At 73.0% G+C, this 15957-nt stretch carries 15 protein-coding genes; 4 read left to right on the top strand and 11 right to left on the bottom strand.

The window, feature by feature from the left end:
• Positions 1-127: 127 nt before the first annotated feature.
• From ABT263_RS15595 to infC, 9 genes are all read right to left on the bottom strand, one after another.
• The gene (locus ABT263_RS15595; RefSeq protein WP_329486871.1) at positions 128-859 is read right to left on the bottom strand and encodes a DUF7873 family protein; all 732 of its coding nucleotides are present in this window, start codon (positions 857-859) and stop codon (positions 128-130) included.
• 93 nt (positions 860-952) lie between these two features.
• Positions 953-1792 (bottom strand): chitosanase, encoded by an 840-nt coding sequence (locus ABT263_RS15590; RefSeq protein ID WP_380387938.1) that lies wholly within the window; start codon positions 1790-1792, stop codon positions 953-955.
• Between the two features lie 226 nt (positions 1793-2018).
• The gene (gene pheT, locus ABT263_RS15585) at positions 2019-4520 is read right to left on the bottom strand and encodes a phenylalanine--tRNA ligase subunit beta (RefSeq protein ID WP_352290986.1); all 2502 of its coding nucleotides are present in this window, start codon (positions 4518-4520) and stop codon (positions 2019-2021) included.
• Positions 4520-5641 carry a phenylalanine--tRNA ligase subunit alpha gene (gene pheS, locus ABT263_RS15580; RefSeq protein ID WP_329486873.1) on the bottom strand — a complete coding sequence of 374 codons (1122 nt, stop codon included), beginning with the start codon at positions 5639-5641 and terminating at the stop codon, positions 4520-4522. The genes pheT and pheS overlap by 1 nt, the downstream gene beginning before the upstream one ends.
• A gap of 278 nt (positions 5642-5919) precedes the next feature.
• The gene (locus ABT263_RS15575; RefSeq protein ID WP_352290985.1) at positions 5920-7023 is read right to left on the bottom strand and encodes a sensor histidine kinase; all 1104 of its coding nucleotides are present in this window, start codon (positions 7021-7023) and stop codon (positions 5920-5922) included.
• A gap of 125 nt (positions 7024-7148) precedes the next feature.
• Positions 7149-8015, bottom strand: coding sequence for a TrmH family RNA methyltransferase (locus ABT263_RS15570; RefSeq protein WP_352290984.1), 867 nt, complete (start codon positions 8013-8015; stop codon positions 7149-7151).
• A gap of 139 nt (positions 8016-8154) precedes the next feature.
• Complete coding sequence (gene rplT, locus ABT263_RS15565) at positions 8155-8550, bottom strand: 50S ribosomal protein L20 (RefSeq protein ID WP_329486876.1); 396 nt, start codon at positions 8548-8550, stop codon at positions 8155-8157.
• 109 nt (positions 8551-8659) lie between these two features.
• On the bottom strand, positions 8660-8854 hold the full coding sequence (gene rpmI / locus ABT263_RS15560; RefSeq protein WP_329486877.1) for a 50S ribosomal protein L35: 195 nt from the start codon (positions 8852-8854) through the stop codon (positions 8660-8662).
• A 139-nt stretch (positions 8855-8993) separates the two neighbouring features.
• Positions 8994-9716 carry a translation initiation factor IF-3 gene (gene infC, locus ABT263_RS15555; RefSeq protein ID WP_352291000.1) on the bottom strand — a complete coding sequence of 241 codons (723 nt, stop codon included), beginning with the start codon at positions 9714-9716 and terminating at the stop codon, positions 8994-8996.
• A gap of 483 nt (positions 9717-10199) precedes the next feature.
• On the opposite strand from infC, the gene ABT263_RS15550 reads away from it, so the two are divergent.
• Complete coding sequence (locus ABT263_RS15550) at positions 10200-10577, top strand: DUF1844 domain-containing protein (protein WP_329486878.1); 378 nt, start codon at positions 10200-10202, stop codon at positions 10575-10577.
• 85 nt (positions 10578-10662) lie between these two features.
• Here ABT263_RS15550 and ABT263_RS15545 read toward each other — a convergent pair whose 3' ends face one another.
• The gene (locus ABT263_RS15545) at positions 10663-11406 is read right to left on the bottom strand and encodes an SseB family protein (RefSeq protein ID WP_352290983.1); all 744 of its coding nucleotides are present in this window, start codon (positions 11404-11406) and stop codon (positions 10663-10665) included.
• Between the two features lie 117 nt (positions 11407-11523).
• Here ABT263_RS15545 and ABT263_RS15540 point away from each other — a divergent pair, with 117 nt between their 5' ends.
• The 3 genes from ABT263_RS15540 to ABT263_RS15530 all read left to right on the top strand — a co-directional run bounded on the left by ABT263_RS15540 (position 11524) and on the right by ABT263_RS15530 (position 14485).
• Positions 11524-12756, top strand: coding sequence for an amino acid deaminase/aldolase (locus tag ABT263_RS15540; RefSeq protein WP_352290982.1), 1233 nt, complete (start codon positions 11524-11526; stop codon positions 12754-12756).
• Between the two features lie 97 nt (positions 12757-12853).
• Positions 12854-13312, top strand: coding sequence for a hypothetical protein (locus ABT263_RS15535; protein WP_352290981.1), 459 nt, complete (start codon positions 12854-12856; stop codon positions 13310-13312).
• Positions 13313-13561: 249 nt separating this feature from the next.
• Entirely contained in the window at positions 13562-14485 is a 924-nt protein-coding gene (locus ABT263_RS15530) for a lytic polysaccharide monooxygenase auxiliary activity family 9 protein (protein ID WP_329486882.1), read from the top strand.
• 139 nt (positions 14486-14624) lie between these two features.
• Here the strand turns inward: ABT263_RS15530 and ABT263_RS15525 are convergent, their stop codons facing one another.
• Positions 14625-15839, bottom strand: coding sequence for a DUF2510 domain-containing protein (locus tag ABT263_RS15525; protein ID WP_352290980.1), 1215 nt, complete (start codon positions 15837-15839; stop codon positions 14625-14627).
• Between the last annotated feature and the right edge of the window lie 118 nt (positions 15840-15957).

Genomic DNA, 15957 nt, shown 5'->3' with positions numbered 1-15957 from the left:
CACTCCGGCGCGGAATGCCGGAGGGAGGACTCGAACCTCCACATTCTCCCCTGATATCAGCTTCAACCTCAGTATCAGCTTGCGCTCTTCGCGCCACCCCCGCTCTCATACGGGGGCGATCTGGGGGCTACCCGAACAGGTAGCCGAACACCGCCTCACCGACCCGGCGGTCGGTGACCTCCGAGCCGTTGGCCTCCTCGCGGGCGAACTGGACGGCCTGCTGGAGCTTCTCGACCCGCTCCAGGAGCTCGTTCACCCGCCGGGCCGGAAGGGCCCCGGAGAACTTGACCGTCGTCCAGTAGCCGACCGCGATGTCCTCGTAGTACACCTCGACCTGCGCCGGGTGCTTCTCCGTGGCCTCGGCCTTCACGTGGTTGCGCGGCACCTTCTTGGTGCGGATCGTGCGCACCGCCTCGGTCTTCCAGGAGTCCGTCGAGGCGTCGTGGTTCCAGGCCTCGGCGGCGTCCAGCACCGGCAGCTTCCGCACGAAGGTGCGCAGGTCGGTGAGCTGCTTCTCCAGGAAGAGCAGGTAGGTGACCGGCACCTGGGCCACCAGCGTCCGGCCGTCGACCACGACGTCGGCGCGGGCCTCGGTGTTGGCCCAGTCCTTCGTCGCGGTGACGTCGAACAGCCGGGACAGCGTCGCGGACGTGGTCCGCAGGACGTCCTCTGCCTTCACCTGGACGCGGGTGGACTCCGGGGGGAGCTGCTCGCCCTCCTCGTCCTTGGGCTGGTACGTCCGGGAGATGCCGGCCAGCAGCGCGGGCTTCTGCAAGTCCTGGTGGGACTGCGTCAGCTCCTGGAAGGACTTGGACTTGACGCCCTTTTCGACGGCGATGATCTGGTTCAGCTTTGCCACGTCGTCGAACGTATCAGCGATCGTGGCGGGGTGTCACCCGATAAACGGGGCGACCGCGGAGGCCGGGCGAACGGCCTCCGCGGTCGGCACGGGTCAGCTGTTGATGCTGTAGCTGTCGCCGTAGACCTTCCACTTGAGCGGGGGGTTGAGGTCGAAGTTCTTGGCGTTGAGGAAGACCAGCTGCTCGGTGTCGACGCGGCTGGTGTCGGAGTGCGCCTCCTCGGTCTTCATGGCGGCCCGGCGGGCGTCCAGGAAGGCCTTGAGGTAGGTGGCCTCGTCGCCGCCCTGGGCCGGGGTCTTGGCCTTCTTCATGGCGGTCTTGCGGATCCCGCCGAAGCTGGTCGAGCTGGTGCCCGGGCCGTGCATGACGATGGCGTCGTAGTAGGCGAACTGGCCGAGCGCGCGCAGACCGTCGGACTTGGCCTGGCTGACGGCGGGGTTGAAGTAGACGCGGTCGCGCTCGTCGTTCTGCGCCTGCTGGAAGACGCCGTCCTTGGCCGCGGTGGCCCAGTCCTTCTCGAAGGCGCTGCCCAGGCCCGCGTGCGACTCGGTGCCGTTCACCTTGCGCAGCGCCGGCAGGTACTTGGCGAGGACGTTGCCCGGCTTGAGGTCGGTGTAGTGCTCGACCAGGTCGAGCATGTCGCCGGTGCCCGAGCAGAAGCCGATGATGCCGGCGGTGTAGCCGCGGCCGTCACCGATGTCCTCGATGTACTTGTACTGCGACTTCCAGTCCAGCGAGGAGTTCTCGGCGCTGGACACCAGCTGCATCGCGATGTCCTTCTTGTGCGGGTCGTCCAGGCCGACGGCCTTGGCCTGGACGACGGCCGCGGTCGGCGCCGCGTGGGCTGCGCCGGCGGCCGCGACCGTGGCGGGCGCGGCCATCAGCAGGGCGGCGAGGGCTATCCGGACGGTGCGGTGCTGGGGACGGTGCATCTGACGCTCCGTGTTCCGTGGGGGGACGGCGGGGGGATGCCGTCGGCCGGGAGTTAGGAAACTTTCCTAACCAAGGAATAGCGCCCACGATCCCCGCTCCGCAAGGGTTTTGACGGAAACTCCTCAAAGAGCCAGGTCAGCCGCACCGGCCGGACCGCCGCCACCGGGACGACGAAGGGCCCCGCCGCCGGAAACCGGCGACGGGGCCCTCCACCCGGGATGCGCGTCAGGCGCCGCGGAGCACCGCGCCGGTCCGGGCGACGGCCTCGGCCACGGCCGCCTCACGGGCCGCGCTGGCCTCGTCGGCGGTCAGCGTGCGGTCGGCCGCGCGGAAGCGCAGCGCGTAGGCCAGCGACTTCTTGCCCTCGCCGACCTGCTCGCCGGTGAAGACGTCGAACAGCCGGATGGCCTCCAGCAGTTCGCCGGCGCCGGCCCGCAGCGCGGCCTCGACCTCGGCGGCCGGGACGGCGCCGTCGACGATCAGCGCCACGTCCTGGGTCGCGACCGGGAACGCGGAGACGGCCGGGCCGGAGACCCGGACGGCGCCGTCGGCGGTCAGCAGGTCGAGGTCGACCTCCATCGCGCTGGTGCGCTCGGGCAGACCGAGCGCCTTGACGACACGCGGGTGCAGCTCACCGGCGTGGCCGACCACCCGGTCGGTCCCGGCGACCACCAGCTCGGCGCAGCGGCCCGGGTGCCACGGGGCCAGCCGGCCCTGGCGGACGGCCAGTTCGACGCCGGCCGCACGGGCCACCGCACGGGCGGCCTCGATCGCGTCGGCCCAGGAGGCCGGGGCGCCCTTGCCCCACCAGCCCGACGGCACCCGCTCGCCCGCGAGGGCGGCGGCGATCCGGCGCGGCTGGTCCGGCAGCGCGGCGTCGAGGGCGGCGAGCTCCTCGTCGCTCGGACGGCGGTCGACGGCCGGGCGCGGCGCGACGGACTGCTCGTCCTTGGGCAGGAAGACGGTACCCGTCTCGAAGATCGCCAGATCGGTGTTGCCGCGGCCGACGTTGCGGCGCAGCGCCCCGAGCAGGCCCGGCAGCAGCGTGGTGCGCAGCGCCGGCTCCTCGTCGTTGAGCGGGTTGACCAGCTTCACCGTGCGGCGGCGCCGGTCGTCCTTCTCCAGGCCGAGCCCGTCGAAGGCGGCCTCGCCGACGAACGGGTAGTTGTTGACCTCGACGTAGCCGGCGGCGGCCAGCGCGACACCGGCCCGGCGGTGGGTGCGCTGGGCCTCGGTCAGGCCCTTGCCCGGCGGCACGGTGGGCATCCGGGCGGGGACGTTGTCGTACCCCTCCAGGCGGATGACCTCCTCCGCGAGGTCGTACGGGTCGGTGAGGTCGGGGCGCCAGGTCGGCGGGGTGACCTCCAGGACGTCGGCGCCCGCGACGGAGCAGCCGATCTCCTGCAGCCGCCGGGTGACGGTCTCCCGGCCGTAGGCGGTGCCGGCGACGCGGTCGGGCAGGTCCGCGGCGATGGTGATGGTGCGCACCGGGTGCGGGGCCGCGATGTCGGTGACCCCGGCCTCGGCGGTGCCGCCGGCGATCAGGACCAGCAGGTCGACGGCGCGCTGCGCGGCGGCGCGGGCGGCCTCCGGGTCGACGCCGCGCTCGAAGCGCTTCGACGCCTCGGAGGGCAGCTTGTGCCGCTTGGCACCGCGGGCGATCACGACCGGGTCGAAGTGCGCCGCCTCGATGATCACCTCGGTGGTGCCCGGACCGGCGGCCGGGTCGAGGATCTCGGTGGAGGCACCGCCCATGACACCGGCCAGGCCGATCGGGCCGCTGTTGTCGCAGATCAGCAGGTCCTCGGGGGAGAGCTTGCGCGCGACGCCGTCGAGGGTGGTCAGGGTCTCGCCCTGCTCCGCCCGGCGGACCACGATGGGGCCGTCCACGCGCTGCTTGTCGTAGGCGTGCAGCGGCTGGCCGACCTCCAGCATCACGTAGTTGGTGATGTCCACGGCCAGCGAGATCGGCCGGATGCCGGCCTTCTGCAGGCGGCGCTGGAGCCAGATCGGCGACTTGGCGGTCGGGTCGAGGCCGATCACCGTGCGGGCCACGAAGCGGTCGCAGCCGGCCGGGTCGGCGACCTTGACCAGGTAGCCGTAGGAGTTCGCCGGCGGCACGTCGAGCAGCGCCGGGTCGGCCAGCGGCAGCCCGTACGCGGCGGCGGCCTCGCGGGCCACCCCGCGCATCGAGAGGCAGTAGCCGCGGTCCGGGGTGACGGCGATGTCCAGCACCTCGTCGACGAGCTGGAGCAGCTCGACGGCGTCGGTGCCGGGCTCGTACTCCGGCGGGAGGACGATGATGCCGTCGTGGTCGTCGCCCATGCCCAGCTCGCGGGCCGAGCAGATCATGCCGGCCGAGGTGTGGCCGTAGGTCTGGCGGGCCGCGATCGGGAACGGGCCGGGCAGCACGGCGCCCGGCAGGACGACGACGACCTTGTCGCCGACGGCGAAGTTGGTCGCGCCGCAGACGATCTCCTGCGGCTCGCCGGTGCCGTTGGCGTCGCCGACGTTGACGAAGCAGTGCCGGATCGGCTTCTTGAAGCCGGAGAGCTCCTCGATGGAGAGGACCTGGCCGACCACCAGCGGGCCCTTGAGGTCGCCGCCGATCTGCTCGACCGTCTCGACCTCCAGCCCGGCCCGGACCAGTCGCTCCGCCACGTCGCGGCCGGTCTCGCCGACCGGCAGGTCGACGTACTCGCGCAGCCAGGAAAGCGGGACGCGCATCAGATCTCCATCCCGAACGGGAGGGTGAAGCGCACGTCACCCTCGACCATGTCGCGCATGTCGGCGACGTTGTGACGGTTCATCAGGATTCGCTCCAGGCCCAGGCCGAAGGCGAACCCGCTGTAGCGGCTCGGGTCGATGCCGCAGGCGACCAGCACCCGCGGGTTGACCACGCCGCAGCCGCCGAGCTCGATCCAGCCCTCGGAGGAACAGGTGCGGCAGGGCCGGTCCGGGTTGCCGACGCTCTCGCCGCGGCAGACGAAGCACTGCAGGTCGATCTCGGCGCTCGGCTCGGTGAACGGGAAGTACGAGGGCCGCCAGCGCAGCTCCAGGCCGTCCCCGATCAGCTTGGACACCAGCAGCTCGATGGTGCCCTTGAGGTCGGCGAAGGTGATGCCCTCGTCCACGGCCAGGCCCTCGACCTGGCGGAAGACCGGGGTGTGGGTGGCGTCCAGCTCGTCGGTCCGGTAGACCCGGCCGGGGCAGACCACGTAGATGGGGGGCTCGCGGTCGAGCATGGTGCGGGCCTGGACCGGGGAGGTCTGGGTCCGCAGCACCACGCCGGAGTCGGCGGAGCCGTCCGGGGCCTGGACGAAGAAGGTGTCCTGCATCGAACGGGCCGGGTGGTCCGGTCCCAGGTTGAGGGCGTCGAAGTTCAGCCACTCGGCCTCGACCTCGGGGCCCTCGGCGACCTGGTAGCCCATCGCGACGAAGGTGTCCTCGATGCGCTCGGCCAGCGTGGTCAGCGGGTGGCGGGCGCCGCGCGGGGTCCGGTCGTAGGGCAGCGTGACGTCCACCGCCTCCTCGACCAGGACGCGGGCGTCGCGCTCCGCCTCCAGCTCGGCCTGGCGCCGGGCGAGGGCCTGGTTGACGGCGCCGCGGGCCTGGCCGATCAGCTTGCCGGCGGCGGCCTTGGCGTGCGGGGGCAGAGCGCCGATCTCGCGGTTGGCGAGGGAGAGCGCGGAGCGGTCGCCGGTGTGGGCGACCTTGGCCTGCTTCAGCTCGTCGAGGCTGGTGGCGGCGGCGAAGGCCCGGACGGCCTCGTCCCGCGCCTGCTCCACCACCTCGGGCTTGAGGGCCTCGACCTCGACCGGGTCGTACGACTTGTTGGGTGCCGACATCTCTATCTTCCCGTGCTCCTGCTCGTCCGTGCTCAGGTAAGGGCTCGTGCCTTCGCGTGACGCCCGGCGTGGCCGGGGCACGGGCAGTCCCCGCCGCAGGTGCTCGGAAGGGGTGTCCGCGGCACGGCCGCGCAGGGCGTCCCACAACGCCAAAGGTCGAGTGTAGTCGCAGCGCATGGTGCGGCTGCCGTCAAGCCCGTCCGGCCTCCCGATCCGCACCGGGCCCAGGGGGTGGCGGCGCCGCCCCCGGAGCCCGCCGCGGCTGCCTCCAGGCTCCGTCAGAGCATGAAGTCGGGCACGCCGGCGGGCAGGATAAATCGGAACCGGGCGCCGCCGCCGGGCGCGCGGTCGACGCGGATCGAGCCGCCGTGGGCCTCCACGATGCCCTTGACGATGTAGAGGCCCAGGCCCGTGCCGCCGCGCTTGGAACCGCGCCAGAAGCGGGTGAACACGCGCGGCATCGAGTCCTCGGGGATGCCGGTGCCTTCATCGCTCACGGTGACCGCGGTGCCTTCCACAGTTCGGGGCGGAGTGCCGGAGCGCTCCCAGACGGGTGCCTCGACGACCTCCTTGGCCGGTGCCACCTCAATCGTGACAGTTCCCTCACCGTGGCGCACCGCATTTTCCAGCAGGTTGGCCAGCACCTGGTCCACCTTGTCCGGGTCGGCCCAGAGCACGGTGAGCGGCTCGCTGATCCGGATGTCGAAGCGGTCCTCGGGGATGCCGGTGGCGACCTTGCGGTCCACGTGCCGGCGCACCGAGACGGCCAGGTCGACCACCTGCTTGCGCAGTTCCAGCCGCCCGGCGTCGATCCGGGAGATGTCCAGCAGCTCGGCGATCAGCCGGGTGACCCGGTCGGCGTCGGCGTCGACGGTCTCCAGCATCAGCCGCTTCTGCCCGTCGGTGAACCGCTCCCACTTCGCCAGCAGGGTCGCGGTGAAGCCCTTGACGCTGGTGAGCGGTGAGCGCAGCTCGTGCGCGACGGTGGCGATCAGCTCGGCGTGGCTGCGCTCGGTCCGCCGGCGGGCCTCGGTGCCGCGCAGCGCGATCACCAGCCGCTCCAGCGGCGCCTGCGGGCGGGCCCGGACGTAGCGGGCGGACACCAGCACCTCGCGGCCGCCGGGGAGCAGCAGATTGCGCTCGGGCTGGCTGGTCCGGGTCGCCAGGCCGCCGTACGGGTCGGTCAGCTGCCACCAGCGGCGGCCGTCCAGGTCCTCCAGCGGGAGGGCGTGCTCCAGCGGGCTGCCGAGCGCGGCCTCCTGGAGGATGCCGGTCAGCCGGGCGGCGGTGCGGTTGAAGCAGACCACCCGGCCCAGGGCGTCGGCGACCACCAGGCCGTCCGGCAGGTCGTCCGGGTCGAGCTCTGGCCCGCTGCCGACCATGGGTGTCCTCCCCGATTACCCACCGTGTCTTTCCCCCCACCGAGGCAGACCCTAGCGTCTCGCGGCCCCCCGCAGTAGGGCCCGCGGCGTCGCGATGACGACTTCCGGGAGCGTCCGGGTACGGCCTACGCCCGCGCCCGGCAGCCGCCGGGCGAGCGCTGCGCCCGGGCGGAGGCGTAGAGGCAGACGGCGGCGGCCGTCGCGAGGTTGAGGCTCTCGGCGTGTCCGTGGATCGGTACGCGCACCACCTCGTCGGTGAGTGCGCGGGTCTCCTCCGGGAGCCCCCAGGCCTCGTTGCCGAACACCCAGGCGCCGGGCGCGCCCAGCGTGCCCTCGTCCAGCTCCTGGTCGAGGTCGCGCTCCCCCGCGCCGTCGGCGGCCAGCACCCGCACGCCGGCCTCGCGCAGCCGCCCGACCGCCTCCTCCACCGGCACGCCGACGGCGACCGGCAGGTGGAACAGGCTGCCGACGGAGGCGCGCACGGCCTTCGGGTTGTACAGGTCCACCGAGGCGTCGGTCAGCACCACGGCGTCCGCGCCGGCCGCGTCGGCGGTCCGCAGCACGGTGCCGGCGTTGCCGGGGTCGCGCACGTGGGCGAGCACCGCGACCAGCTTGGGGCCGGCCGCCAGCACCTCGGCGAACGGGGTGTCGATGAACCGGCAGAGCGCCACGATGCCCTGCGGGGTCACGGTGTCGCAGATGTCCGCGATGACCTCGTCGGTGGCGGTGAGCACCGGCAGCCCCTCGGCGCGGGCGGCGGCGACGATGCCGGCGTGCCGCTCGGCGGCCTCGGGGGTCGTGTAGACCTCGACCACGGCGTGGTCGGCCGTGCCCGGCAGCGTCCCGAACGCGACGGCCTCCCGGACGGCCTGCGGGCCCTCGACGAGGAACCGGCGCTCCTTGGTGCGCTGGTTCCGCTTGGCGAGCCGGCGGGCGGCGACGACGCGGGGCGAGCGCAGGGAGGTCAGCAGGGGGGTGTCGGTGCTCGACATGGTCTCGTCTCTGAGGCGGGGCGCCGGTGGCGTGCAGGGACTGTGGCGGGGAAACGCAAAACCGGACCCGCAGGGAGAGCCTGCGGGTCCGGTCGGTGCGACGAACCGATCCCGGGGGGATCAGGCCGATCCAGGAGGATCAGGCGGCGTCGGCGGCGGCCCTCGGGGCGTTGACGTCGGCCGGCAGCGCCTTCTGCGCGACCTCGACGAGCGAGGCGAACGCGCCCGGGTCGTTGACCGCGAGGTCGGCCAGCATCTTGCGGTCGATCTCGACGCTGGCGGCCTTCAGGCCCTGCACGAAGCGGTTGTAGGTGATGCCGTTGGCACGGGCCGCAGCGTTGATGCGCTGGATCCACAGCTGACGGAAGTCGCCCTTGCGCTTCTTGCGGTCGTTGAAGTTGTAGACCAGCGAGTGGGTGACCTGCTCCTTGGCCTTGCGGTACAGGCGCGAGCGCTGGCCCCGGTAGCCGCTGGCGCGCTCCAGGATGACCCGGCGCTTCTTGTGGGCGTTGACTGCCCGCTTGACGCGTGCCACTTGATTACTCCTTGGGTTGGACCACGGACTACTTCACGCGGTCCGTCATTCGAATGGGTCGGGAAGGATCAGCTGTCCCGCTCACGGCTCGCGCCGGGCGGGAGGGCGATCACTTGCCGAGAAGCTTCTTGATCTTCTTGGCGTCGGCGGGGGCCACCACGACGGTGCCGGCCAGCTTGCGGGTCAGCGTGGAGGGCTTGTGCTCCAGGAGGTGGCGGCGGCCGGCGCGCTCGCGCAGCACCTTGCCAGAGCCACTGATCTTGAAGCGCTTGCTGGCGCCACTGTGCGTCTTCTGCTTCGGCATTTCGCCGTATCTCCTCGTCGGTCCGTCCACGCCCGCGCGGTGTGCGCCGCGCGGGCGTGAAGGATGGATCTGCGATGACCGGGCGGACGCCCGTTCACCTTGGTGGCCGGTCTCCCGAACCGCCCTGGCCGGTGAAGGCTCAGGCGTCCTGGGAGGCCTCGGCCGGCTGCTCGACCTCGGCGGCGTCGTCCTCGGCGTCGGCGTCGTCGGCCTCCGCCTCGGCCGCGGCGTTCTCGGCCTCAAGCGCTGCGTCCTCGTCGGCCTCGGCGGCGTCGGAGCCGGGGGTGCGGCCCTGACGCTCGGCCTTGCGGGCGTCCGCGATCGCGCGGGCCTCGGCCATCGCCTCGGTCTTCTTCTTGTGCGGGCCGAGAACCATGATCATGTTTCGGCCGTCCTGCTTGGCCGAGGACTCGACGAAGCCCAGGTCCTGGACGTCGTTGGCCAGCCGCTGCAGCAGTCGGAAGCCCAGCTCGGGGCGCGACTGCTCACGACCGCGGAACATGATCGTGATCTTGACCTTGTCGCCCTGCTTGAGGAACCGAACGACGTGACCCTTCTTGGTGTCATAGTCGTGCGGGTCGATCTTCGGCCGGAGCTTCATCTCCTTGATGACCGTGTGCGCCTGGTTCTTGCGCGCCTCACGGGCCTTCATGGCCGACTCGTACTTGAACTTGCCGTAGTCCATGAGCTTGCACACCGGCGGCCGGGCGGTCGCCGCGACCTCGACGAGGTCGAGGTCGTACTCCTGCGCGAGCTCCAGCGCCTTGGCAAGCGGCACGATGCCGACCTGCTCGCCGCTGGGACCGACGAGTCGCACCTCGGGGACGCGAATCCGGTCGTTGATGCGGGGCTCGGTGCTGATGGGGCCTCCTAGGTTGCACCTTCTGCGATGCGGCCGTCGGACGGCGGTCGCACGTAGTGGACTCGACCACTGGGCGGGGCTTCATTCGTGCTGCGCTGCCTACCTTGCTGATGGGCACTGCATGCACCGCGACACGAAAAAAGCCCCGCTCGGTACAAGCGGGGCTCCACACAACCGGGGGCTGCACCCGGTGAGGGGTGCGGCGGGCGACTCGGCGCCTGGGCGCCCGTCGCGGACCGGGACCCGTCGACCGCGAGGCCGATCGGGTGGGAGACTTTCGCGGTTGCCCTCTCGGGCCTCCTGGGTGGAGCCTCCTCTTGCTGGCCGGGCGCTCCTCAGGAGCTCCTGGCCGGTCAGTCTCGAAGCATACAGCGTTTCGGCCGCGCCCGGTATTCCGCCCCTCGCTCCCCGCGGCCCGGCCCCCGGCCGGCCCCCTTGTACGCTCCTTGGGTACGGACACCGGCACGACGGAACGAGCCCCCCTTGAGCAGCGAGCCCACCCAGAACCCCGCCGCGGACGACGAGGCGATCGGTTTCGACGACCTCACCCGGGACATCGCCGAGGTCCCCGCCGTCGAGGTGATCACGACCGTCGCGGTGCACCTGATGAGCGCCGCCGCCGTGAAGTGCGGCCTGGCCGAGGGCGGCGAGGCCGACAAGGACCTCGACGAGGCGCGCAAGCTGATCACCGCGCTGGCCGGGCTGGTCACCGCCGGTGCCCCCGAGATCAGCAACTTCCACGCCGCCCCGCTGCGGGACGGCCTGAAGTCGCTCCAGCTGGCCTTCCGCGAGGCGTCCATCGTGCCGGACGCGCCGGGCACCGGGCCGGGCGAGAAGTTCACCGGGCCGGTCTACGCCTGAGCCCCACCGGGACACCGCGTGCCCTCTCGTCCACCGGGCGAGGGGGCACCCTCGCGTCCGGGCACCGCGCGCGGGCCGGGCCCCGCTAGCGGCGGTACAGCGGCTCGCCGGGCAGCGCGGAGTCGGCCGACAGCACGGCCAGGTTCAGGCCCCGGTCGAGCCGGACCCGCAGCACCGGGTCGGCCGCGACCGCCTGCCCGAGCCGCCGGGCGGCCGCCTGGACGGCCTCCTGGTCCAGCGCCCGGTCCAGCACCACCGCGAGCAGGCCGTCCCCCTCCTGGTAGGGCGCCAGCAGACCGCTCACCACCTGCGGCTCGGCCGCCAGCAGCGCACGGACGGCCTCGCGCACCTCGGGGTCGCGCACCGGCGGCAGGTACGGCCGGTTCTCCGCCAGCGCGCGCAACCGGGCCCCGGACAGCCGGTACGGCACCGGGCCGGCCGGGTCGATCAGCAGGGTGTCCGCGCGCTCGGAGTAGGCGACCATCGCGGCCTGCGGGGCGGCGACCGGTGCCGGGCGGGCGTCGGCGCGCCACCGGGTCAGCGCCTCCATCGAGGTGAAGGCCGGCAGCGCCCGCCGGCCGTCCGCGGCCTCGATCACCGGGACGGCCATGTCACTGGTCTTCTCGTGCTTGTGCCCGTGCTCGTCCAGCTCCACCTCGCCGAGGACGGCGACGATCGGGACCATCAGCCGGGTCGGCGTCAGCGCCGCGAGCACCTCCGGCTCGGCCCCGGGCTCCTGCGACCAGCGCGCGAGCGCCTCGGCGAGCGCCGGGTCGGCGGTGCCGTCGTCGGCGGCGAATCCTGGGTTCGGAATGTTCTTGCGGTCCACCCGGCCGACCCTATGCCACCTCACACCCGCCGCCGGGGCGAGGCGGAGCCGCGCCGTCGGGGTGGATCGTCGGCCGCAGGCCTACCCACCGGTAGCGGGGTGTGGCACTCTGCGCCCATGGCCACGCTCGAAGCTGCTGCCCGTACCGCCGCCGTGCCCTCGCCGGCCGCCGACCGAGCCCGGTACGACCGGGCCACCGCCCATCTCGACGGCCCGGTGGCCGTCGTCGACCTCGCGGCCTTCGACGCCAACGCGGCCGACCTGGTCCGCCGGGCGGCCGGCAAGCCGGTCCGGGTGGCCAGCAAGTCGGTGCGCTGCCGCGCCCTGCTGGAGCGGGTGCTGGCCATGGACGGCTTCGCCGGGGTGATGAGCTTCACCCTCGGCGAGTCGCTCTGGCTGGCCCGCACGGGCGTCCGCGACGTCCTGCTGGCCTACCCCTCGGCGGACCGCTCCGGCTTCGCCGAACTGACCTACGATCCGGAGCTGGCCGCCGCCGTCACCGTGCTGGTCGACGACCCGGCCCAGCTCGACCTGATCGACGCGGCCCGGACCGGCCCCGCCGAGGTCCGGGTCTGCCTGGAGCTGGACACCGCGCTGCAGCTGTTCGGCGGGCGGGTGCGGGTCGGCGCCCGGCGCTCGCCGATGCGCACGCCCGAGGACCTCGGAGCCTTCGCCGAACTGGTGCAGCGCCGCCGCGGGTTCCGGGTGGTCGGGCTGATGGCCTACGAGGGACACATCGCCGGGGTGGGCGACAGCGTGCCCGGGCGGCCGGTGCGCTCCCGGATGATCCGGCTGATGCAGGCGAAGGCCCGGGCCGAGCTGGCCGAGCGGCGCGCGGCGACGGTCCGGCGGCTGCGCCGGGTGACCGAGCTGGAGTTCGTCAACGGCGGCGGCACCGGCAGCGTCGAGTCGACCGTGGCGGAGCGGGCGGTCACCGAGGTGGCGGCGGGCTCCGGGCTGTACCTGCCGCGGCTGTTCGACAACTACCGCTCGTTCCGGGGCCGGCCGGCCGCGCTGTTCGGCCAGCCGGTGGTGCGCCGGCCCGGCCTCGGGGTGGTGACGGTGCTCGGCGGCGGCTACCCGGCCTCCGGCGCGGCCGGGCCGGACCGCTCGCCGGTGCCCCACCTGCCGCCGGGGCTGCGCTACGACCCGATGGAGGGGGCCGGCGAGGTGCAGACCCCGCTGCTCGGCGCGGCCGCCGACGACCTGCTGATCGGGGACCGGGTCTGGTTCCGGCACGCCAAGGCGGGCGAGCTGTGCGAGCGCTTCGCCGAGCTGCACCTGATCGAGGGCGACCGGGTGGTGCGCACCGTCCCGACCTACCGGGGCGAGCAGCGGACCTTCCTCTGACCACCGGGTACGCCACCACGGCCGAACGGGCCGCCGCGGTGCCCTCGTTGCCCTACCGTGGTTCTCGACAGGACCGGACGCGACGTCAGGGGGCGCCATGGAGGCCGAGATCGTGCAGGGGCTGGTGACCTCGGGTGCCACCACCCTGGTCGGGCTGATGGCCACCGAGGCCTGGACCCAGGCGCGTTCGCGCTTCGCGGCGCTGTTCGGGCGGGGCGAGACCGACGAGGCGGAGGCCGCGGCCCTGGAGCGCTCGCGGACGGTCATCGCCCGCGCCCGGGAGACCGGTGACACCGGGGCCGTCGACGACCTGACCGGCACCTGGCGGGGCCGGCTCCGCCAGGCACTCCTGGAGAACCCCGAGGTGGCCGACGAACTCCGCGCCATCCTGGCGGAGTTCGAGCTGCGGCTGCCCGCACGGGGCGGCGAGTCCCTGGAGAACACCTTCAACGGCGGAACGACATACGGCATGGTGATCCAGGCCAAGAACGTGCACGGGGGCGCGCACTTCCACCAGTACGGGCAGGACCCGGGCCGGCCTTCCGGCGGCCGCTGACCTTTTCCCGGCCTTTCCCCCACCTTAAGAAGGCCCGAGGGGCGCCCGGACTCCGGCGCCTCTCGGGCCTCTGTGCTGCGCGTACGGCTACAGTCCGTCAAAAAGTACGCCACAACGGGCTATTGCCAGTTGGTCTAGTCCAATCATACGCTCAGCCCGGGCCCCGCGCGCCGGGCCGGCGGGCCCCGGGCAGACGTGCCCACTCCCCCACACTCTCGGCCCGGAACACGGTCAAGGAGTCCCCACCCCATGTCCATCAAGAGAAGTGCTCTGTCCCTCGGCGTCATAGGCGCCGCGGTCCTCGCCGTTTCGACGACCGCCGCCGGCACCGCCAGCGCCCACGGCGCCATGACCAACCCGGTCAGCCGCATCGCGGCCTGCTACGCCGAAGGGCCGGAGACTCCCAAGTCCCAGGTCTGCAAGGACCTCGTGGCGATGAGCGGCACCCAGCCGCTGTACGACTGGAACGAGGTCAACATCGCCAACGCGAACGGCAACCACCAGGCGCTGATCCCGGACGGCAAGCTCTGCTCGGCCAACCGCGACAAGTACAAGGCGCTCGACATGCCCCGCACCGACTGGCCGGCCACCCCGGTCAGCGCCGGTTCGTTCGCCTTCAAGTTCCGCGTCACCGCGGCGCACGTCGGCACCCAGACCGTCTACATCACCAAGGCCGGCTACGACCCGACCAAGCCGCTGAAGTGGTCCGACCTGGAGTCGGCCCCGGTCGCCCAGGTGCAGGTCACCCGCACCGCCACCGACGGCTACTACACCTACACCGGGACGCTGCCGCAGCGCACCGGCCGCCAGCTGCTGTACATGGTCTGGCAGCGCAGCGACAGCCCGGAGGCCTTCTACAGCTGCTCCGACGTCGACTTCGGCAAGACGGCGGCCGCCGTCGACCAGCCCGTGTCGGCGCTCGCCGCGCAGGCCCCGGCCGCGCCGAGCGAGGCTCAGATCGCCGCCGGCCAGTCCAAGTCCACCGTTTCCCACAACGGGCACGGCGGCAACGCGAACGAGCCGGCGGGCGCGGTGGTGCCGACCGCCAGCGCGGCCGTCGGCGGCTCGCCCACCGGTCCGCTGCTGCTGGCCGGCGCCGCCGCGATCAGCGTCGGCTGGGCCGGCATGGTGCTCCGGCGCCGTCGCTTCGAGGCTGTTCGACGCGACTCCTGACCGCCGGAGGCCTGGGCCGGACCGCACACCGCCCCCCGTGCGGTCCGGCCCAGGCGATCCCCAGCTCGGCGTGTGAACACGGCGGCGGCCCACCCGGACGTGTCCGGGCGGGCCGCCGTACGTGAGCGGAGCGGTGCGATCAGGTGGTGGCGGTACCGGTGCCCCCGCCGGGGCCGGCGCCGCCGCCCGGGAAGGCGGGCAGCTTGCCGGTGTAGGCGGCGATGCCCTTGACGATGGTGTCCATCACGGCGACGTCGGGCGCCTTGTCGGCGATGTCGAAGCCGAGGTGGACGGAGATCAGCGACTTGCCGTCGGCGGACGGGAACACCACGGTCTGCACGTAGCCGTCGTTGCCCTTCGCCGCGTCGACCTTCCAGCGGACCAGGTAGCCGTCCCGGCCGTCGACCTTGACCGCCTCGGACTTCAGCTCCTGGTGCGAGTTGAGGTCGTTGTACGAGTCCTTGGCGGCCTTCTCGATGTCGGCCTTGGCCGCCGCCTGGACGTCGGTGCCACCGGTGACCACACCCGTGTTGGCGCCGCCCAGCGAGCAGCTGCCGCCCCCGTCGCAGGTGTAGGCGCCGACGCTCAGCGCGGCGAAGCCGTCCGGGGTGGTACCGCCCTGCCAGCCGGAGGGGACGGGCAGGGTGATCCGGTTCACCAGGTCGGCGGCGGTGTCACTGCCCTGGGAGGTGCCGCCGTTCCCGCCGCTGCCCTGGCCACCATTGCCCTGGCCGCCGTTGCCCTGACCGCCGTTGCCCTGACCGTTGCCGCCCTTGCCCCGGCCCTGGCCGTTGCCCTTGCCGCCGTTGCCGTTGCCGTTGCCCTGACCGTCGCCGCCGTTGCCGCCGTTGCCGCCCTGGCCACCGTCGTTACCGGGGCCGCCCAGGTCGGGCAGACCGCCCCACGGGCCTTCCTCGCCGATCGGCGGGGCCTGCCGCGGGGTGCGGTGCGTGGCACGCGGCTCGCCGTGGCCGTCCATCGCCAGGTAGGTGATCCCGGAGCCGGCGCCGAGGCCCAGCAGGGCCGCGACGGTGGCCGCGATCACCAGCTTGGACGGCCTGCGCCTGGTCCTGGGCGCCGGGGGTGCGATGGCGCCGTAGGCGGCGCCGAAGGGGGGCGGCTCCGGATAGCGGACCGTCGGCCCGCTCCCCAGCACCTCCCCCTCCAGCACCCGGGTCTCGGCGGTCTCGTCCGACCCCGGGGCCGCGGGAGCCACCGGCTCCGGCGGGGCGTCCGAGGGTGCGGGCCGAGTGTCGGCCGTCCAGCCCTTACCGTCCCACCAGCGCTGCGGTCGCGGATCGCTGGTGGTGTCCTTCGGGTCCGGGTACCACCCGGCGGGAATCTGCTCGCTCACGTCAGAGAATCTAAAGGCAGCCGGATAAACGCGATATCAGCGCGACCGCCGATTCCCGGCATTCTCCATGAGATTACGGTGAGAAGGCCGAACGAAGGCCCCGATCGGCCCCGGATCA

The sequence above is a fragment of the Kitasatospora sp. NPDC001603 genome, assembly GCF_040298365.1.
Taxonomy (GTDB): Bacteria; Actinomycetota; Actinomycetes; order Streptomycetales; family Streptomycetaceae; genus Kitasatospora.
The sequence above is the reverse complement of the archived record's forward strand: the minus strand, read 5'-3'. Positions and strand labels throughout refer to the sequence as shown.